Source organism: Sinobaca sp. TMA16-18 (genome assembly GCF_059510535.1).
Genome location: NZ_JCAKFM010000011.1, coordinates 1 through 18,529, shown reverse-complemented (window position 1 = coordinate 18,529; position 18,529 = coordinate 1). Strand labels below are relative to the sequence as shown.

Annotated in this window: 18 protein-coding genes, 16 tRNA genes and 1 rRNA gene; 6 read left to right on the top strand and 29 right to left on the bottom strand. The window is 44.9% G+C overall.

What is annotated here, in order from left to right; genetic code table 11:
* Positions 1 to 10: 10 nt before the first annotated feature.
* The gene (locus tag AC5W14_RS15510) at positions 11 to 1,420 is read left to right on the top strand and encodes a glycogen synthase (RefSeq protein WP_496194951.1); all 1,410 of its coding nucleotides are present in this window, start codon (positions 11 to 13) and stop codon (positions 1,418 to 1,420) included.
* Positions 1,421 to 1,441: 21 nt separating this feature from the next.
* Entirely contained in the window at positions 1,442 to 3,880 is a 2,439-nt protein-coding gene (locus tag AC5W14_RS15505; protein WP_496194950.1) for a glycogen/starch/alpha-glucan phosphorylase, read from the top strand.
* A gap of 60 nt (positions 3,881 to 3,940) precedes the next feature.
* On the opposite strand, the gene AC5W14_RS15500 is transcribed toward AC5W14_RS15505, so the two are convergent.
* From AC5W14_RS15500 to AC5W14_RS15490, 3 genes are read right to left on the bottom strand one after another with little or no spacing between them, the layout of a single operon-like run.
* On the bottom strand, positions 3,941 to 4,909 hold the full coding sequence (locus AC5W14_RS15500) for a Gfo/Idh/MocA family protein (protein ID WP_496058912.1): 969 nt from the start codon (positions 4,907 to 4,909) through the stop codon (positions 3,941 to 3,943).
* Positions 4,906 to 5,574: a hypothetical protein gene (locus AC5W14_RS15495; RefSeq protein WP_496194949.1), complete on the bottom strand. Its 669-nt coding sequence runs from the start codon at positions 5,572 to 5,574 to the stop codon at positions 4,906 to 4,908. Before AC5W14_RS15495 ends, AC5W14_RS15500 begins: the two co-directional genes overlap by 4 nt.
* A 21-nt stretch (positions 5,575 to 5,595) precedes the next feature.
* Positions 5,596 to 6,525 carry a bile acid:sodium symporter family protein gene (locus AC5W14_RS15490; protein WP_496058914.1) on the bottom strand — a complete coding sequence of 310 codons (930 nt, stop codon included), beginning with the start codon at positions 6,523 to 6,525 and terminating at the stop codon, positions 5,596 to 5,598.
* Between the two features lie 150 nt (positions 6,526 to 6,675).
* Here AC5W14_RS15490 and msrA point away from each other — a divergent pair, with 150 nt between their 5' ends.
* Positions 6,676 to 7,209: a peptide-methionine (S)-S-oxide reductase MsrA gene (msrA, locus tag AC5W14_RS15485; protein WP_496058915.1), complete on the top strand. Its 534-nt coding sequence runs from the start codon at positions 6,676 to 6,678 to the stop codon at positions 7,207 to 7,209.
* Between the two features lie 55 nt (positions 7,210 to 7,264).
* Here msrA and AC5W14_RS15480 read toward each other — a convergent pair whose 3' ends face one another.
* From AC5W14_RS15480 to lepB, 3 genes are all read right to left on the bottom strand, one after another.
* Complete coding sequence (locus AC5W14_RS15480) at positions 7,265 to 7,774, bottom strand: small multi-drug export protein (protein WP_496058916.1); 510 nt, start codon at positions 7,772 to 7,774, stop codon at positions 7,265 to 7,267.
* 2 nt (positions 7,775 to 7,776) lie between these two features.
* Positions 7,777 to 8,367, bottom strand: coding sequence for a TetR/AcrR family transcriptional regulator (locus AC5W14_RS15475; RefSeq protein ID WP_496058917.1), 591 nt, complete (start codon positions 8,365 to 8,367; stop codon positions 7,777 to 7,779).
* Positions 8,368 to 8,520: 153 nt separating this feature from the next.
* Positions 8,521 to 9,075 carry a signal peptidase I gene (gene lepB / locus AC5W14_RS15470; RefSeq protein WP_496058918.1) on the bottom strand — a complete coding sequence of 185 codons (555 nt, stop codon included), beginning with the start codon at positions 9,073 to 9,075 and terminating at the stop codon, positions 8,521 to 8,523.
* Positions 9,076 to 9,289: 214 nt separating this feature from the next.
* Here lepB and AC5W14_RS15465 point away from each other — a divergent pair, with 214 nt between their 5' ends.
* Both AC5W14_RS15465 and AC5W14_RS15460 read left to right on the top strand, forming a co-directional pair.
* Complete coding sequence (locus tag AC5W14_RS15465; protein ID WP_496058919.1) at positions 9,290 to 10,195, top strand: protease complex subunit PrcB family protein; 906 nt, start codon at positions 9,290 to 9,292, stop codon at positions 10,193 to 10,195.
* 89 nt (positions 10,196 to 10,284) lie between these two features.
* The gene (locus AC5W14_RS15460) at positions 10,285 to 12,135 is read left to right on the top strand and encodes a transglycosylase domain-containing protein (RefSeq protein ID WP_496194948.1); all 1,851 of its coding nucleotides are present in this window, start codon (positions 10,285 to 10,287) and stop codon (positions 12,133 to 12,135) included.
* A 78-nt stretch (positions 12,136 to 12,213) separates the two neighbouring features.
* On the opposite strand, the gene AC5W14_RS15455 is transcribed toward AC5W14_RS15460, so the two are convergent.
* The 5 genes from AC5W14_RS15455 to queG form a co-directional block, all read right to left on the bottom strand.
* The gene (locus tag AC5W14_RS15455; RefSeq protein WP_496194947.1) at positions 12,214 to 12,774 is read right to left on the bottom strand and encodes a DUF5366 family protein; all 561 of its coding nucleotides are present in this window, start codon (positions 12,772 to 12,774) and stop codon (positions 12,214 to 12,216) included.
* A 54-nt stretch (positions 12,775 to 12,828) separates the two neighbouring features.
* Positions 12,829 to 13,134, bottom strand: a complete 306-nt coding sequence (locus AC5W14_RS15450) for an antibiotic biosynthesis monooxygenase family protein (RefSeq protein ID WP_252314490.1) — start codon at positions 13,132 to 13,134, stop codon at positions 12,829 to 12,831.
* A gap of 288 nt (positions 13,135 to 13,422) precedes the next feature.
* Positions 13,423 to 13,896 (bottom strand): tRNA (uridine(34)/cytosine(34)/5-carboxymethylaminomethyluridine(34)-2'-O)-methyltransferase TrmL, encoded by a 474-nt coding sequence (trmL, locus tag AC5W14_RS15445; RefSeq protein ID WP_496058922.1) that lies wholly within the window; start codon positions 13,894 to 13,896, stop codon positions 13,423 to 13,425.
* 23 nt (positions 13,897 to 13,919) lie between these two features.
* Positions 13,920 to 14,459, bottom strand: coding sequence for a methylated-DNA--[protein]-cysteine S-methyltransferase (locus AC5W14_RS15440; RefSeq protein WP_496058923.1), 540 nt, complete (start codon positions 14,457 to 14,459; stop codon positions 13,920 to 13,922).
* A gap of 20 nt (positions 14,460 to 14,479) precedes the next feature.
* Positions 14,480 to 15,607 (bottom strand): tRNA epoxyqueuosine(34) reductase QueG, encoded by a 1,128-nt coding sequence (gene queG, locus AC5W14_RS15435; RefSeq protein WP_496194946.1) that lies wholly within the window; start codon positions 15,605 to 15,607, stop codon positions 14,480 to 14,482.
* A gap of 72 nt (positions 15,608 to 15,679) precedes the next feature.
* Here queG and AC5W14_RS15430 point away from each other — a divergent pair, with 72 nt between their 5' ends.
* Positions 15,680 to 16,387 (top strand): B3/B4 domain-containing protein, encoded by a 708-nt coding sequence (locus AC5W14_RS15430; protein ID WP_496058925.1) that lies wholly within the window; start codon positions 15,680 to 15,682, stop codon positions 16,385 to 16,387.
* A 40-nt stretch (positions 16,388 to 16,427) separates the two neighbouring features.
* Here the strand turns inward: AC5W14_RS15430 and AC5W14_RS15425 are convergent, their stop codons facing one another.
* From AC5W14_RS15425 to rrf, 18 genes are all read right to left on the bottom strand, one after another.
* On the bottom strand, positions 16,428 to 16,694 hold the full coding sequence (locus AC5W14_RS15425; protein ID WP_496058926.1) for a hypothetical protein: 267 nt from the start codon (positions 16,692 to 16,694) through the stop codon (positions 16,428 to 16,430).
* 176 nt (positions 16,695 to 16,870) lie between these two features.
* A tRNA-Leu gene (locus AC5W14_RS15420) sits at positions 16,871 to 16,955 on the bottom strand.
* A gap of 21 nt (positions 16,956 to 16,976) precedes the next feature.
* A tRNA-Leu gene (locus tag AC5W14_RS15415) sits at positions 16,977 to 17,066 on the bottom strand.
* 25 nt (positions 17,067 to 17,091) lie between these two features.
* Positions 17,092 to 17,166, bottom strand: a tRNA-Cys gene (locus AC5W14_RS15410).
* Positions 17,167 to 17,210: 44 nt separating this feature from the next.
* A tRNA-Gly gene (locus tag AC5W14_RS15405) sits at positions 17,211 to 17,285 on the bottom strand.
* Between the two features lie 5 nt (positions 17,286 to 17,290).
* A tRNA-Gln gene (locus tag AC5W14_RS15400) sits at positions 17,291 to 17,365 on the bottom strand.
* 9 nt (positions 17,366 to 17,374) lie between these two features.
* Positions 17,375 to 17,450: transfer RNA gene (locus AC5W14_RS15395), tRNA-His, on the bottom strand.
* A gap of 12 nt (positions 17,451 to 17,462) precedes the next feature.
* Positions 17,463 to 17,537: transfer RNA gene (locus AC5W14_RS15390), tRNA-Trp, on the bottom strand.
* Positions 17,538 to 17,557: 20 nt separating this feature from the next.
* Positions 17,558 to 17,643: transfer RNA gene (locus AC5W14_RS15385), tRNA-Tyr, on the bottom strand.
* 3 nt (positions 17,644 to 17,646) lie between these two features.
* Positions 17,647 to 17,722 (bottom strand) — tRNA-Thr (locus tag AC5W14_RS15380).
* Positions 17,723 to 17,732: 10 nt separating this feature from the next.
* Positions 17,733 to 17,808 (bottom strand) — tRNA-Phe (locus AC5W14_RS15375).
* A gap of 73 nt (positions 17,809 to 17,881) precedes the next feature.
* A tRNA-Asp gene (locus AC5W14_RS15370) sits at positions 17,882 to 17,958 on the bottom strand.
* A gap of 4 nt (positions 17,959 to 17,962) precedes the next feature.
* Positions 17,963 to 18,039 (bottom strand) — tRNA-Met (locus AC5W14_RS15365).
* Between the two features lie 13 nt (positions 18,040 to 18,052).
* Positions 18,053 to 18,128: transfer RNA gene (locus AC5W14_RS15360), tRNA-Val, on the bottom strand.
* 5 nt (positions 18,129 to 18,133) lie between these two features.
* Positions 18,134 to 18,208 (bottom strand) — tRNA-Glu (locus AC5W14_RS15355).
* 17 nt (positions 18,209 to 18,225) lie between these two features.
* Positions 18,226 to 18,318, bottom strand: a tRNA-Ser gene (locus AC5W14_RS15350).
* A gap of 2 nt (positions 18,319 to 18,320) precedes the next feature.
* Positions 18,321 to 18,395: transfer RNA gene (locus AC5W14_RS15345), tRNA-Asn, on the bottom strand.
* A 10-nt stretch (positions 18,396 to 18,405) separates the two neighbouring features.
* Positions 18,406 to 18,522 (bottom strand): 5S ribosomal RNA (rrf, locus tag AC5W14_RS15340).
* Positions 18,523 to 18,529 lie beyond the last annotated feature (7 nt).

The following is an 18,529-nucleotide window of genomic DNA, read 5'->3' as shown; positions in this document are numbered from 1 at the left end:
GAGAAGTCAGATGAACCTTTTATTTGCCGCTTCTGAATCACAACCATTTTTTAAAACAGGGGGCCTCGCCGATGTGGTGGGTGCCCTCCCTCATGCTTTAAAAGAAACAAGCGATGATCACGTTCAAGTGATTCTGCCGTATTACAATCAGTTTATGAAAGACCATTTTGCTGACAGGCTCGAGCTTGTTAAAACCGACATAACGATTCATTTAGGCTGGCGCCAGCAGCGTGCAGATTTACTTAAATTAAACGAAAAAGGAATTACGTATTACTTCCTTAAAAACAATTACTATTTTGATCGTGCTAATATATACAGCTATTATGACGACGGCGAACGATTCGTGTTTTTCTCCAAAGCTGTCATTGCTTCTCTTCCCCACCTGGAAGAAGAACCTGACATTATTCACTGCCATGACTGGCAGACAGGACTGGTTCCCGCTTTTTTGAAAGCATACGGACTACACTACAAAACAGTGTTTACAATCCACAACCTGCAGTACCAGGGCATTCTGCAGAATTCCGCGTTTGACGACCTTATTAATTTAAGCGGAGAGCACTATTTCGGCATGGAATGGAATGGATTGATCAACTGCCTGAAAGCGGCGGTTCATCACAGTGATTTAATTACGACTGTAAGCCCTACCTACGCCGAGGAAATTAAAAGCCCGTTTTTCGGAGAAGGAATGCATTCTCTGCTGATGGATAAATCAGATATTCTGCACGGGGTTCTAAATGGTATTGATACCGCTTCCTATGATCCTGCAAATGATTCTTATATTCCTCACCCCTACCAGCATTCGCCGGAAGGAAAGCGAAAAAACAAAGAAAGTCTTCAGTCTGAGCTCGGACTACCCGTGAATGGCGATATTCCTATTATCGCTATGGTAACCAGACTGGCAGACCAAAAAGGCCTTCCGCTCGTAGCTGACGTTTTTCCGGAATTAATGGAGCGGAATATTCAATTTGTGCTGCTTGGCACAGGAGATCCAGGCCTGGAGCAGTATTTCCGGGATATTTCCACTCATTACCCGGAGCAGGCTTCGATCAGAACCTATTTTGATGAAGGCCTGGCCCGGAGAATGTATGCAGGAGCCGACTTTCTGCTTATTCCTTCGAGATTTGAACCGTGCGGCTTAAGCCAGCTTATCGCTCTTCGCTACGAGACCGTGTCGATTGTAAGAGAAACCGGCGGCTTGAAAGATACCATTCATCCTTTTAATCCCGAGAGCGGCACCGGGAACGGATTTACCTTCCATCAGTCCGATGCATATGAAATGCTGGGTTGCATCGACCATGCTCTTTCTGTTTACGCAGACAGCAGCCAGTGGTCCAGCCTGCTGGCCAATATTTATAAAGCGGAAGTGGACTGGAAAACGTCTGCCCGTGTTTATCAGAATTTGTACCAGCAGCTTTCATGACAAAAGGAGAAGTGAACCAACATGAATGAACAAAAGCTTCAGGATTCCATCTGTTATACCCTGGAAAAAAAGCTGGGTACAACCAGCAGCGAAGCCACACCAAGAGAAATGTACATCGCGGTAAGTTCTATTGTAAAAGAAAATCTTAACAGCGAATGGCTTCAGACAACAAAGCGCTACAAGGAACAAACTCCCCGCACGGTCTATTATTTTTCAATGGAATTTTTGATGGGACGCTTATTGGAATCCAATCTTTTAAATATGCACTGGCTTGATCCGATGAAAACAGCTATTACCAACCTCGGATTTATTCCGGAAGAAGTATTCGCATGTGAACATGATGCAGGCCTTGGAAACGGCGGGCTCGGACGGCTGGCTGCATGCTTTCTCGACTCTATGGCTTCGCTGCAGATTCCCGGCCACGGCTATGGTATCCGTTACAAGTACGGCCTGTTTGAACAGAAGATTGTCGACGGCAATCAGGTGGAACTGCCCGACTACTGGCTGCGGGAGCCCTACGTCTGGGAAACAAAACGCCCCGACCTGCGTGCGGTCATCTGTTTTGGCGGCCGCGTAGAAACATATGAGGTAGACGGAAAAATGAAAGTTTCTCTTCTCGATGCTGAAAAAGTGGCTGCTATTCCTTATGATGTGCCGATAAAAGGCTATAATAACGAAACGATCAATACGCTGCGCCTTTGGAGTGCAGAGCCTTTGGAAGACGAAACGGCTTTCTATGCAGGAGATAAACAAAGCTATTATGATCACTTAGAATCCAAGCGCTCTATCGAAAGAATATCTGAATTTCTCTATCCAGACGATTCCAATATGGAGGGAAAGACGCTCCGCCTGAAGCAGCAGTATTTTCTAGTTTCCTCCGGCCTGCAGACGATTTTGAAGATTTTTAAGCAGCGCACCGGTCAATCCTGCGCCAGTCTTCACGAATATATTAGTATACAAATTAACGATACCCACCCCTCTTTAGTTGTTCCAGAACTGATGCGTCTGCTTATGGATGAAGAAGGACTTGGATGGGATGAAGCCTGGCACGTTACTACCAATACGGTTGCCTATACAAACCACACTATTTTAAGCGAAGCATTGGAAACATGGCCCGTGCCTTTATTTTCCGAGCTGCTTCCGCGTGTTTTTATGATTACAGAAGAAATCAATGAACGTTTCTGCCAGATGGTGTATCATGATCATCCGGAGTACCGCCCGGTCATTCATGAACTGGCCATCATCAGCTACGGACAGGTGCGGATGGCCCATCTCGCAGTGGTCGGCAGCTACAGCGTAAATGGTGTTGCCAAAATGCATACAGAAATTCTTAAAAGATCAGAAATGAAACAATTTTACGGGCTGTACCCCGAAAAATTCAACAATAAAACAAACGGGATTACCCACCGGCGCTGGCTGATCCAGGCCAATCCGGAGTTGACTTCATTAATCAACTCTTCTATTGGTGATGAATGGAAAGAACGCCCTAAAGACCTTATCAAGCTGCTCCGGTACAGCAATGATGCTTCATTTCAGCAGAAGCTGTTTGAAGTAAAGCAATTCAACAAACAAAACCTGGCTCGTTATATCAAACATAAAACCGGTCTTATCATTGATGACCGCTCCATATTTGATGTGCAGATTAAGAGGCTTCACGGCTACAAGCGACAGCTTCTAAATATTCTTTATGTCATAAACCGCTATTTGTATTTAAAAGAGCATCCTCAGGCGGATATCCCGGCCCGTACGTTTATATTTGGAGCAAAGGCAGCACCAAGCTATCATTTTGCCAAACAGGTGATCCGGCTGATTGTTTCCGCTGCTGACCAGATCAATAACGACGCCTCGATTAATGATAAGATCAAAATAGTCTTTCTCGAAAATTACAATGTCAGCCTGGCCGAAATGATCATCCCGGCTTCAGAAGTAAGTCAGCAGATTTCTACGGCCGGAAAAGAGGCCTCCGGCACCGGTAACATGAAGCTTATGATGAACGGGGCCCTAACGCTCGGGACGCTCGACGGCGCTAACGTGGAAATAAAAGATATGGTAGGCGCACACAATATGTTCCTGTTCGGCATGGAAGAATCCGAAATTGAAGAACTTCACCGTACAGGCGGCTACAGCGCAAAGTCCCTCTATCAGAGCGACAAGCGGCTACACCATATGATCAATCAGCTGCATGACGGCTTTTTTGGACAGGATGAGCTCGCCTTTAAAGATATTTATTACCACCTGCTCCGCGATAACGATGAGTATTTCGTTTTGAAAGACTTTGAGAGTTATGTAGAAGCACAGGAAATGATTGATCAGACGTACCAGCAGTGGAATAAATGGCAGGAAATGAGCATCACAAACATTGCTCACTCCGGAAAATTTTCCAGCGACCGTACGATCATGCAGTACGCGTCTGAAATTTGGAATATTACCCCTTATATTCCCGCTCCTGCAAAGAAATAAATCCGTACATCCAAGTTAATGAGACAAAAAAAGATGAGCCGCCGGGGCTCATCTTTTTTGTTATTCCTCGGGGAAACGCAGTCCCCACTGTTCCCGGACTTCGTCCATAATCTTCATCACATCGGACGTCAACTCGAGCGTACCGTCATTTCTGCGATTGATCACCATCTGGTTCATCGCCTCCACTTCGTACTGGAGAGCCTTGGCGGTTTCCCCTGCTTCCATTGTCTCCGTCGTTCCGTCATTATAGACAATATCTGCACGTACCGCACGGGGGAAGTTATCCATTTCAATATACCCTTTTGAGCCGGCAATCAGCCCTTTTTTAGGCATGATCCCACGAAGGGCTAACGATACGACCGCTACTTCCTGCTGCCCGTTTTTCAGTACAATACCTGATTGTTCATCCACGCCTGTAGACGCTGTCGTACCAAGCGTGGTAATATCATTCGGAAACTCGGTTAAATAGTACCGGGCAAACGTCAAAGCATAGGTGCCAATATCAAGCAGCGCGCCTCCAGCCAGATCTTTGTTGAAAAAACGATCGGTTTCATCAAAGTCTTTAAACATCCCAAGCGTCACATTAATCATATTGACTTTACCAATTCCGCCTTCTTCGATAAATGCTTTTATTTTCTTATGAAGGGGGTTGTGATAAATCGTCATGGCTTCCGCTAAAATAAGATCTCTTGTTTCCGCTTCTTTTTTTAAAATCTGGAGCTGTTTATCATTTACTGTGATTGCTTTTTCGCAGAAAACGTGATGGTTTTTCTCCAGGCTTTTCATTACCCATTCAAAATGATGAGAATGCGGGGTTGCTATATATACTACATCTATATCGTTGTCTTCCAAAAGCTCTTCGTAACTTCCATACGCCTGATCTATTCCGTAGGTATCCGCAAAGGCCTGCGCCCTCTCCATACTTCTTGATGCTACTGCATGTACATTTCCGTTAACTGCTTTAATCGCTTTGGAAAAATTAATGGATATCGTACCTGGTCCTAAAATGCCCCATTTCAACGTTGTCATCTTTTTCTCCTATCTCTTTTATAAGAATACCTGCTTTTTTTCCAGCTCGGCCGGTACAGCAGATACAGCGCCGTTCCAAGTAGGGGGATACTGAATAGCCCCCATTGTTTAGATGTAAGCTGCACATTTCGTTTTTCTGCATCTTTTTTTATCATGTATACTGCCAGCAGCGCGAATAACACAAAATCAATGACCATTGTGTGTACTAAATGATAAGACCAGAAGGCCTCCCACAGTCCACCCGGCTGAAAGCTGCCGGCGGCATAAATAATCAGCGCTGCTGCGAGAAGCACCAGCAGGCCTGCAAATACTTTCGATCCAGTAACTCTTCCGACCGCACCCGGCTTTAGCAGACGCGGAGCTTCTTTTCGAAGAGCGATATAAGGCATGAGCGCAAAAGCGCCGGCTCCAAAAGAAAGCATGACAAACGGCCACGCTTTGATCCGTCCGCCGCCGGGATCGGTAAACAAAAAAGCAGTGAACAGAAGCGGCCATACTCCCAGTGAATTAAATAACGCAATAACCAGCGGATTCATGCTGGTTTGTTCAAATGTAAAAAGAGCCTGCATCTGCTCCATCGTATACTGCTCTTCTGCCGGTGCGAAAAAAATTAAGTACACCACAGATAAAGCCCATAGTAGGAGTATTCCCAATTTAGCGAGCAAGTATGCTTCTCTCCTTTCTTTTTATGCGCGTTTTTTTCTTCCCCACCACGAGACAAGCAGCGGTCCTGAAATATTATGCCAAACGGAAAATATGGCGGCTGGAAGCGCAGCCAGCGGTGTGAAATGTACCGTTGCCAGCTGGCTGGCCAAAGCGGAGTTCTGCATCCCTACTTCAAGCGATACAGCGCGCCGCTGGGCCTGGTTAAGTCCCATAAACATGGCGGCCGTATAGCCCAGCAGCAGACCGAAGCCATTATGAAGAATGACAGCTGCGATAACGAGCGCTCCTGTCTCTATAACATTTTCTCTATTTGCTGCCAATACTCCTGCTACTATAGCTACAATAGCAGCCATTGACACAATTGGAAGGACACGCGTGCCCTTCTCAACTACAGCCGGCAGCAGTTTTCTTGCTGCAATGCCAAGTGTAATTGGAATTAATATAACCTGGACAATCGAAAGAAGCATAGCGCCCGCATCCACAGGCAGCCATGTGTTTGCAAACAGTAAAAGCAGCAGCGGTGTCATGATAACGGCCAATATAGTGGAGACCGATGTCATGGCAACCGAAAGTGCTACATCCCCTTTTGCTAAGTACACCATGACGTTGGAAGCCGTTCCTCCCGGTGAAGCACCAACGAGCACAAGGCCGGCTGCAATCTCCGGCGGCAGCTGCATGGCCAGAGCAATTAAAAAGGCAATGGTCGGCATGATCACAAATTGAGCGATTACGCCCACAATAACCGGAAACGGCTTTTTAGCAATAATACCGAAATCTGCTCCTTTTAGAGTCATTCCCATTCCAAACATAATAATGCCGAGCAGCAGCGTAATGTACGCTGTAATCCCTACAAACACATCCGGCAGAACAAAAGCTGCTCCTGCAGCTGCCAGCACAAACACAGCAAAATATTTGTTTACAAATAAAGTAACCTTATCCATTTCCTTCATCCTCCTGTACTATGTATCAAATGGTAGCAATATTTTGTCATTTTACTCCTCTCCGGCTCTTCCTTCAACCCTTTAGCGCAGGTAAGAGCATTCCACTGTAAAAATATCTTTCGATTGTGCTACAATTTGGCTGAAAAGGAGACGATATGGATGACCAAGACTGTAGATTATGAAAAAGCGACATTTGCTGGAGGATGCTTTTGGTGCATGGTTCAGCCCTTTGATGAACTTGAAGGCATCATCAGTGTCACTTCCGGCTATACAGGCGGACATGTGGACAACCCGTCTTATGAAGAAGTAAAAACAGGAGAAAGCGGTCATTACGAAGCGGTGCAGATCGAATTCAATCCCTCTTTGTTTTCGTATGAAAAGCTGCTCCGGTTATACTGGCCGCAAATTGACCCTACCGACGATGGCGGACAGTTTCAGGACCGCGGTTCCCAATACCGTACTGCTGTTTTTTATCATAATACAGATCAGGAAGCCTCTGCCCGGCAGTCTAAACAAGACATGGAGCAGAGCGGAAAGTTTTCCAGCCCCGTCGTTACGGAAATTAAACCCGCTGCTGTTTTTTATCCAGCAGAAGATTATCACCAGAACTTTTATAAAACCCATGAAAAAGAGTATAAAGAAGATAGAAAACAGTCAGGGCGGGACGAATTTATTCAATCCCACTGGCAGTAATCTCCAGGAACTCCTAAAAAAAGCTGCACTGCCCCTTTAGGCAGTACAGCTTTTTTTATCCAAACCAGCTCATAAGCCAATCTATCCCTGTTACAGAAGCGATTGTCATGGCAATAGTCCATATGGCGAGGCTGGCGTTCATCCACAGTACAATTTGTTTCCGGCCTCCCTGGAAGCCCATCGCCAGGGCCGTGGCTAAATGTATTCCCGTAATTCCCGGTCCGGCCAATGCAATGCCGGGAATTCCGTATTTATCGAAAATACGTTTCATTCTCTTCTGGCGTTTTTCTTTTTTTGCCAGTTTTTTTGGGTCGGCATTTTCCCATTTCGTGTCAGTTTTATCTTTCCGTTTTTGAATAAACCGCTGATACCACTGTCTTTTTCTCATCCAGTCCATACCGTAAATAATAAGCAGCACCGGCAGAGCGTTTCCTAAAAACGACACAATCGCTACCGGAACAGGATGAAGCCCCGCTCCAATGCCTATCGGAATAACTACAATCAGTTCAAGCCACGGGGTTGCAGCCATTACAAATATTCCTAAATACCATCCAATCCATTCCATTACTATCCCACCTGACCGTTGTAACGGATTCCATTCCAGAAAACAAACCATGCCGCTTCTGTTTTCTTTTCTACTGTTTCCGCATCATATATATACATTTCTGTTGCAATTCCGTCCAAAATAACATAAAACGCCTGCAGGTACGTGGTTGTATCTCCCTGCTGGATTTCCTGCTGCGCCATTCCCTCTTTTAAAAGCGTAATAAGCAGGCTGTCGGTTTCTCCTTCGTAAGCTGAAAATTTGTTCAATATGGTTGGCTGCAGATGTCGCGGCGGAAATGTTAACACTCTCATATACAGCATTCCTTTATCTTTAGAACTTAAAAATCGTGCTGTTGATGTTAACACTTCTTTCAGCCGGTATTCGACATTGCTTTTGCTTTTTAACGATATTGAATCTTTTACATAGTCTACGTACGAACGAAATACTTCATCCACGATATCAAGAAATAACGATTCCTTGCTTTCGATGTGATTATATAAGGAAGGTTTTTTCATCCCAAGCTGTTCAGCCAGGTCTGATAAACTCATTCCATCGTAGCCATTATCAGCAAACAGTACTAACGCTTCCTGTTTTACCTTGTCTTTCCTCATTACCCAACACGCCTTTCAAAACTAACGAACGGTAGTTATTGTACCTTCTCCATTAACAGCGCGTCAATTACTTCTTACTGAAGAAAACGGTCTCTTAAAATAGTCGGAATAATAAAAAAAGCACCCTCTTTATTTAAGAAGGTACATTTGTTCTTATCCTATTAACGTGAACTCTTCAATCGGCCAATAGCGTAAATTTGCTTTTCCTACAATTTCCTCTGATTCAATAAATCCAAGCTGACGGCTGTCCATACTATTTAAACGGTTGTCCCCCATTACAAATACAGACCCTTCCGGCACCGTACTCTGTCCTGTGAGCTCTTCTAAAGTGAAATCCTGTGTAAATAACCCCGCTTCGGAAGCTTGTTCTTTGTAAGGCTCAAGGTAAGCTTCATCCTGGGCTTCACCGTTTACGTACAAAACATCATCTTCGAATGCAATGTGATCTCCAGGTACACCAATTACCCTTTTAATATAATCGCTCTGTTCATCTGCGTGAAAGACAATCATATCCGAACGGTCCGGCTCTCCAAACTCATATCCAATTTTATTAATAATCAGACGTTCTCCATTTTCTATTGTAGGCATCATGGACTCTCCATGCACCATGTAATTGGCAAATAAGAACTGTCTTACGATAAGTACGACTAGTATAACGATAATAAATGTTTTGACCCAATCCCATATCTCACGGGCGATATTATTCATTTCTTTTCCTCCGTTTCATATCTATTATAATGTATCATTATTGATTTACAAGAACAATCATTGTCTTCCCGTAAATAGAAGTTGCTAGTTGACGGTCATATAGGATAAAATCAATACTATAACTTAAAATGAAAAATTATGTAACAAATGTGTAACAATTACTAAAGGAATTTTTTTAAAATTTAATTGACACGTAACAATAAGGGGATATTTTATGAAGGTACTATGGGTTCTTTTTTCCATAGTTCTCGCGTTCTCTATTTTTCCAGGTCATGCATCTATGTTTACCCTGGACTCCATGGCTGATGAAGTAAATACCTCCCCGCCGGGATTATCTTATTCTCTAAATGATGAGGAACTTACTATGGCATGGGGGGAAAAAAACTCAACAGGCTATAGATTAAATATTGAACAAACGAATATAAGCGAGAACACACTGCAGATTTATTATTCTCTGCGCTATCCGGATCCAGAGGAATTTAACATTGAGCACTCTGTTTATCCAACGGATACAGCTTCTCTCGACAGCCATGCGGATGAAATTGAAAATGTAGAAATGTATGAAGTAAAAAACAGCAGCACATTCAAAGATGTAAACACACCGGTAAAAATAGCCAGAGACGAGATCTGGACACTCACTTTAAATCAGGCGGTCAACCCTGACTCTCTCACAGAGGAAAACATTTATATTACCGATGAAAACGACGAAAAATTAAATTCCGTTCTTGTGCTTACGACTGATCAGGAAGTTAAGATTATCCCTCCTGCTGAGGAAATGGAACGGGGCGGCATTTACACCCTCTATGTAGAACAAGCACTGGAATCTTCTGCTGCCAATTCCCTTTTGGGTGGATACAAACAGTCCTTTTATATCGACAGCGGCGAATCTGTCTCATGGAGAAGAGATGCTCCGGTCACTATGCAGCCTGTTATTGCCAATCAGGTGCTGGATCTTTCTTTCCAGGGGGCCGGAGCCGAAGAAGCATCTGAAACGGAAGAAGAAATTAACGTTTTCCCTATTGAAATCGACGAAAATAATCAACCTTTTATGATTCGGCGGATTGAAGAAAGTACTTCCCTTTACCCCTCTCCTGCTCTTGATTTACCAGCTTCCAGTTAAACTCTCCAAAAATGGAGGGTTTTTCTTTTTATTTTCGGATTTCTGCCGATATAAAGAAAAAGAACGCTGGAAAGAAAGTAGGAACTCCTTTGAATAACAAAGCCGGGACGCTTTTTATTGTTATGCTTCTCACCATTACTGTTTTTCTGACAGCTGCTATTGCTGCAGAAAGTATCGACTATACCTCTCCTGCTCAAACCCTGGATCACCTCATAGATAGAGATACCTTTCAAATACCATCAAACAGTTTTGTGTATACGTCCAAAAATGACATTCTGGCTGAATGGCATAACGAACAGAACCGCTTGTATAAAAAACAGACCAAAACACCCGAGATAGTGAAACAGGCTTTTCTTTCTACGGAAGACCAGCAGTTTTTTGAGCACAACGGTCTGGATGCTTCTGCCGTGCTGCGCGCGGTGCTGGCTAATGCCAATGCCGGTTCTATTGAAGAAGGAGCGAGCACGATAACCCAGCAGCTGGCAAGGAACCTGTTTCTACATCACGGCCAGACGTATGAACGTAAAATCGCGGAAGTTCTTTATGCTGTAGAATTGGAAAACGAATTTTCGAAAGCGGAAATACTGGAAATGTATATTAATACTATTTACTTTAACCGTGGTATATACGGATTTGAAACTGCCAGCCAATCCTATTTTTCTAAATCAAGCAGTGAACTCAGCCTGGGGGAAACAGCTTTTTTAGCAGCGATTCCCGCTAATCCCACCTACTACGATCCTATTAACAATAAAGAAAATACGATAGAACGCCAGGGATGGATCCTGCAGAAACTGCTCGATATGGGAAACATCTCAGAAGAAGAATACCAACAGGCACTGGATGCCCCTATTACCGTTACAGAGCCCAAAACGAGGGCTTCCGTATCACCGGACTACGAAGAACTCGTAAAAAGTGAATTCCGTGAACTTGTGGCCGAGAAGGAAGGGTACTCGAAAAAAGCAGAAGCGGCAGCGGAAGAGGAAAAACAGGCCGTGTCCGAAGAGCTCGATCAACGCATCGAAGAATTAATTGACAGCGGGATTCATATTTATACTCATTTCGACAGCGATTTTCAAGCCGCCCAGGACAAAGCGGCCGCTTCTGTTCTTCGAGGTACTGCCACAGAAGGCGCTTCTGTGACGATTGACCATGTAAATCATAAAATTATTGCGGCCGTCGGCGGCAGCGATTATCAAAGCGGTGAATTTCACCGGGCTTTTCAAGCTTACAGGCAGCCCGGGTCCACCATTAAACCGCTCCTCGTCTATGCGCCTTATATCGACACGTTTGAAGCTTCCTCCTCATCGAAGGTGGCAACGAATGACATTTGTATTAAAGAATACTGTGTATCACAAGCAGGCTCCACTCAGCCGGCCTCCTTAAAGCAGGCGCTCGCGGCTTCCTACAATACATCCGCCGTCCGGCTTTTTGAGGAGACCGGAATAAATGAATCTTTTTCTTATCTGGATGCGTTTTCGTTTGATAACGTGACCGCTGCCGATCAAACTCCAGCTTCCTCTTTAGGTGGATTCAGCCGGGGGATCAGTCCATTGGAACTTGCCAACGCCTATACTACTTTCTCAAGCAAAGGAGCCTACACTCCGGCACGGACGATATCAAGCGTGCAGGATGAAGAAGGACGGATATTGTATGAATGGAAGGATAAAACAGAACAGGTCTGGTCGGAACAAACAAATCAGGAAATGCGGGTGCTCTTGAAGGAAGTGATGGTATCCGGAACAGGAACAGCGGCAGGGATAAATGCGGATAGTTTTGGTGGGAAAACGGGAACAACAAACGATGAAAAAGACTTGTGGTTTGCCGGGTACAATGAACGCTATACTACTGCGGTCTGGATTGGAGAAGACCAGCCGGCTTCTCTTTCTGCGATAGAAGGAGAAAAGCCGGCCCTCCTATGGTGGAAACAAGTTATGGAATAACTATAAATATCATTTCAGGTGGGCCGCGATACGCGCCCACCTGTCTTTTTGCACCCATTCCAGCCTTGTAAAAATAATTCACAAAACAGGCAGGCTTTCTATAAAACTGTTATACAGACGCAGGCCGGCATAGCCTATAGACAGGAACAGCACGGTCCAGAAGCTACCGTGTAGAAACAGCACCCCAATCAATCCCGGCGCTGAAATTAAATGCCTGGTCCGAAAAAGAAAATAAGTAAAATAGATAATCGCAGCTGTAATAAAAAGACCACCAAGCGCCGCAGCAGAAGAAACCAGAAGAAGTGATACCAGGCCGGCCCCAAGATAAATCCAACTTCCTCCCCTGATTTTCTGCAGTGCTTCCCCTTCCTGATCTTTTGAAAAAAACAGCAGGGATAGCTCGAGTATTGTTCCCGCTACGAGCTTAAATGCTGCAAACAGCATAAAATAGAAAAGCATGCAAAACAGCAGAATACTTATCTTAATGCCTGCTTCCGACATAACTTCCATCATGCCCTGATACAATCCAATATCCTGCAGAAAACTGCTTACCCGCTGTTCTGTATAAACCGCAAACGATAAGCTGAAAAGAAGAATGGCGAACAATGGAAAATGACTTGTTAAATATGTATTTTTCATCAGATGGCAACCTTTTCTTTTAAAAAGCCCGCAGCAGCGCTGCAGGCTTTACTATTATAAATGATGAACGACTTCAAACTCTTTTAATTCGTTTCCAGAAGCCGGGCTCTTCTCTTTGGATTCCCGCTTTTCTTTATGGGCGTTCTTAAACTGATCGCTGTGAAGCCAGTTCTGGTATGCTTCTTTGGATTCCCACTTCGTAAATACAACAAGAGGAGCTTCCTCTTTTTCCTGTTCCAAAAACATGAAATCCAGGCAGCCTTCCACCTCTTTCATATTTTCAGCGCTTTTTCCAAATCGTTCTTTCATCTGGCCGCGCGCAGGTGCCGGCACATTTAATTCGTTCATCACTACATACATGTTTTGACGCCTCCTGTTTTTTTCGAATGATTCTGTATTTATTATAACAACATAAAGAGCGGTAATCCAGATACCATTTCACACACCGGGGTCCGTAGGTTATACTAATAGCATAGACTGATACATAGAAAGGACGATGAAGATGAAACTATTACTGCTGCTTGGCATCTGTGTCATGTTCCTGGCTTCTATTTTCACTGCCGGAGTGGATGAGAAGGCTCACAAAAAGTAAAAATTGACAGCGTTATCAACGTAAAACGACAGACCCTTTTTCAAGGGCCTGTCGTTTTACGTTAACTGCTGAAAATTCTGCTGACGCAGCACTTCATAAATAATAATTGCAGCCGTGTTGGATAAATTAAGCGAACGGATTAAATCGTTCTGTGGTATTTTCAGGCATGTATCCGCATAGCGGTCGATAAGCTCCTGAGGGATACCTTTTGTTTCTTTTCCAAATACAAAGAAAAGATCTTCTTCTGTCCTGCTGTAATCAATAGATGAATAAGTTCTGCTTCCCACGGTTTCGATAAAGTAAAATATTCCCTGCGGAAACGTGTCCGTTAATTCATCAAACGAATCATAATAATGTATTTTAACGTCCGGCCAGTAATCGCAGCCGGCTCTTTTCAGCATTTTGTCCTCTGTTGAAAATCCAAGAGGTCGAATCAGATGGAGATGCGTGCCGGTGCCTGCACAGGTTCTTGCTATATTACCTGTATTGGCTGGAATCTCCGGCTGATAAAGTACGATATGGTTGCTCATTTCATGTTTCCTTTCTGTGATGCCTATCTGATTTCCAACTGTTGTTCCATCCGTTCTTTTTCCATTTCCAGCAGATAGATTTTTTTGTCCATTCCCCCACCGTATCCGACAAGCGCCCCATTGCTTCCTATAATGCGGTGACACGGGATCATGATAGGGATAGGGTTTTTGTTATTGGCGTTGCCTACTGCTCTTACAGCTTTCTCTGAGCCGGCAGCGGCAGCTATCTCTTTATACGATGCCGTTTTTCCGTAAGGCACATCGATTAGGGCTTGCCATACAGCTTTCTGAAACGGTGTTCCTTCTAAATCATACGTAATAGTAAAGTCCGTGCGTTCCCCATTAAAGTATTCTTTGAGCTGGTGGACTGCTTCCTTGAATGCTGGAGCGCTTTCTTCCAATTCAAAATTAACGCCTCGGGATTTTGCCGCCCATACATGAAATAATGACACTGATTCTTCAGCAGCCGCGAACTTTACAGCCATCAACCCTTTATGGGAGGCAAACAACGTCAGCGGACCGATAGGACTGGCCACCTCTGTATAATACAGCATATCTTTCATTCAAGCATCCCCTTTCTGTTTCACTGCAGGCCAAGTGCGGTTTCCAGTTCTGCCAGCACTTCCGCTTCCTGTTCAAGCATATAGGCTTCTTCCAACCCTACTACAGCCTCAGGTGTTGCAATCTGCCCAAGTGTCCATGCACAGGACGAACGGATGACCGGCCTCGGATCACTTTTTATTAATTCAACAAGCTCCGGCACGGCGGATTCTTCTTTAAAGTTCCCCAAAGCAATGACCGCGTTACGCTGAATTGGTTTTTTTCCTCTCCATGAACCGGCAATAGAACCAAAGCGTTCTTTAAACTCTTTGTTGCTCATATGAAGAAGCGAATTCAAGTTCGGCTTGACCGTTTCCGGATCCGGCTCAAATTCTTTCTGGTGATGAAAGTCGACCCCTTTGTTTTTCGGACATACCTGCTGACAGGTGTCACAGCCGTATATCCGGTTGCCTATCTTTTTCCGGTACCTTTCCGGAAGCATATCTTTTGTCTGCGTCAAAAAGGCGATGCACTTATTAGCATCAAGCTGTCCCCCCTGAATCAAGGCATCCGTCGGACAGGCATCGACACATATATTGCAGGAGCCACATTGATCCGTTAATGGAATATCCGGCTCAATCGCAAGCGTTGTCAGCATTTCCCCCAGGTACACATAAGAGCCAAATTCCGGTGTGATAACGGCACAGTTTTTAGCGCTCCAGCCAATACCTGCTCTTTCGGCTACTGCTCTGTCTGAGAGCTCTCCTGTGTCCACCATGGAGCGGCACTGCGCCTGCGGATCCAATTCCTTCACGTACTGCTCCAGCCTCCTGAGGCGCTCTCGTAATACATGATGGTAGTCTTCTCCCCAGGAGGCACGGCAGAATACGCCGCGCCTGTCCCCTTTTTTGCTTTTCGGGGCATTTTTTAATTTGGAAGGATAGGCGAGCGCTATGGAAATGATCGTCCGTCCTTCCTCCATAAGCAAAGAGGGATGGGTTCTTTTTTCTATATCTTTCTCTTCAAAACCAGACTGGTACTGAAGGGCCTGCTGTGTGAGCAGCCTGTCTTTTAAGGTTAGAAAGGGATCGGCGGAAGCAAATCCAATTTTATCAATGCCGATCTCTTTTGCGTAGGATGTTATTTTTTCTTTCAGTGTTTCTTCAGGCAATCGCCGTCTCCCCTTTTTCTTCATTCCATACTATAGTAAACTCATTTTATTAAGACACAAAGGAGTTTTTCAATGCTAACACACGTCCTGCTCGATAAATCTCTACGGAATGCAGTTCCCGGACTGAAAATTGGAGCTATCTACTATAAGGATATCATAGTTGGCGAGTCTCCTAAAATGATTAAAGGCCGGCTGCAGTTCTACCAGGAAACACTTCATACCGAACTGCAGGATCTTCCTCTTATAGAAAAGAAAGGCATCGCAGAGTGGCGCAGCATTTTTAAAGCAGCAGGTACAGATCCATCCAGGTACCGGCCTTCCCACGAGTCTCTCGCCCGATCTGTAAAGAAAAACGGAAACCTTTCTTTTGTCCATTCCGCCGTTGACTTAAACAACTTTTTCTCTATTCAATACATGCTTCCTGCAGGTATTTATGATGCTTCTGCATTAAAAGGAACGGTTACGGTGAAAATCGGAGAGGAATCCGACACATACGAAGGACTGAATGGAAGAAGCAATACATTCAAAGACAAAATTGTCTCTTGCGACGAGGAAGGGGCATTTGGAAGCCCTATTGTTGACTCCCATCGGACGAAAACAACGGAAGAAAGCACAGAGATCCTTCAGCTCTTTTACCTTCCTCCTTCTCTTCCAAAAGAAGAGGCGGAAAAACTTCTTGCAGCTTCTTCCAAAATGTTTCATCAAATCCACAGCGGAAACGCGGATGTGGTTATTTTAGATGCCGAACAGCCTGCTTTTTCTTTCCAGAAAGCGCCATAAATAATAAAAACACAACCATCACTGGTTGTGTTTTTATTATTTAATACCGATGGTGGATGTACAAGTTTATTTCGTCCGGAATAGTAAACCAACTTCTCATGTTTTCTTCAATGTACACTCGATGATTCGCGGGAAGGCGTTCTAAAATAATAGTTTTAAAGTCTTCTTTATCGTTTTGTTCGAAAAAAAACGTGATAAATACTGTCGAGTGAATAGTATGCGTTAATGTATAGTTAATGTGTAAATCCTCACGCGGGTCTATTGTTTTTATAGAAGTCTTCGATTTGATCGGCTTCATAGGTTTCATATGCATTCCCCCTTTTTATGTAAAAGGAAATTAAATAGAAAATTCTTACTATTATGAATATATATGATTTCTTTTAGTATATCATGGAATCAGTTAATATTTTGCATTATTTCCATCTAAAAAGTATAAAAAAACAGCTCCCGGCAGTGGGAGCTGTTTACCTATTATTAAATGAATGGTAGCGGTGGCCGGGATCGAACCGGCACTCTGTTAAGAACACGATTTTGAGTCGTGCGCGTCTGCCAATTCCGCCACACCGCCATATCAGTAAATTGATGAAGTTGGTGCCGAGGGCCGGACTCGAACCGGCACGGAGGTACACCCTCCGCAGGATTTTAAGTCCTGTGTGTCTGCCAATTCCACCACCCCGGCAGGTTGTAAAGATAAAAATGATGTATGGAGGCGACACCCGGATTTGAACCGGGGAATAGGGGTTTTGCAGACCCCTGCCTTACCACTTGGCTATGCCGCCATTTATAAAATGCGGTCTTTTATATGTTGGACTCGCGTTAGAAATGGAGCGGAAAACGGGATTCGAACCCGCGACCCCCACCTTGGCAAGGTGGTGCTCTACCACTGAGCTATTTCCGCATAAATGGCTGGGCTAGCTGGATTCGAACCAGCGCATCACGGAGTCAAAGTCCGATGCCTTACCGCTTGGCCATAGCCCAATACAAAAATGGGGCGGCTGATGGGAATCGAACCCACGAATGCCGGAACCACAATCCGGTGCGTTAACCACTTCGCCACAACCGCCATAATTAATATTGGCAGGGGTAGTAGGAATCGAACCCACATCTGCGGTTTTGGAGACCGCCGTTCTAGCCGTTAAACTATACCCCTATATATATATGAATAAAAAATGGTGGAGGGGGACGGACTCGAACCGCCGAACCCAGAGGGAGCAGATTTACAGTCTGCCGCGTTTGGCCAACTTCGCTACCCCTCCACATGGTGCCGGCCAAAGGACTTGAACCCTCAACCTACTGATTACAAGTCAGTTGCTCTACCAATTGAGCTAGACCGGCATAAAAAAAGTGGTGGCTCGAGACGGAATCGAACCGCCGACACGTGGATTTTCAGTCCACTGCTCTACCGACTGAGCTATCGAGCCATGCATATATTTTCTCTATGAACAGTTTATACTGCATCACTAGAAAAATACAACTACTTCTTTAAAAATAAAATGGCGGTCCGGACGGGACTCGAACCCGCGACCTCCTGCGTGACAGGCAGGCATTCTAACCAACTGAACTACCGGACCATTTTGGTTGCGGGGGGAGGATTTGAACCTCCGACCTCCGGGTTATGAGCCCGACGAGCTACCAGACTGCTCTACCCCGCGATGTTGTAAATAATGGTGGAGGATGACAGGATCGAACTGCCGACCCCCTGCTTGTAAGGCAGGTGCTCTCCCAGCTGAGCTAATCCTCCATTATTGGTGACCCGTACGGGATTCGAACCCGTGATACCGCCGTGAAAGGGCGGTGTCTTAACCACTTGACCAACGGGCCTAAAAGCTATTATGTAATGGCGGAGAGCGAGGGATTCGAACCCTCGAGACGGGTTAACACCGCCTACACGATTTCCAATCGTGCTCCTTCGGCCACTCGGACAGCTCTCCATTGGCTCCACAGGCAGGATTCGAACCTGCGACCGATCGGTTAACAGCCGATAGCTCTACCACTGAGCTACTGTGGAATATTATAAAGCCCGGCAACGTCCTACTTTCACAGGGGGTCGCCCCCCAATTATCATCAGCGCACAAGAGCTTAACTTCCGTGTTCGGCATGGGAACGGGTGGGACCTCTTGGCTATCGTCACCGGACGGGTGG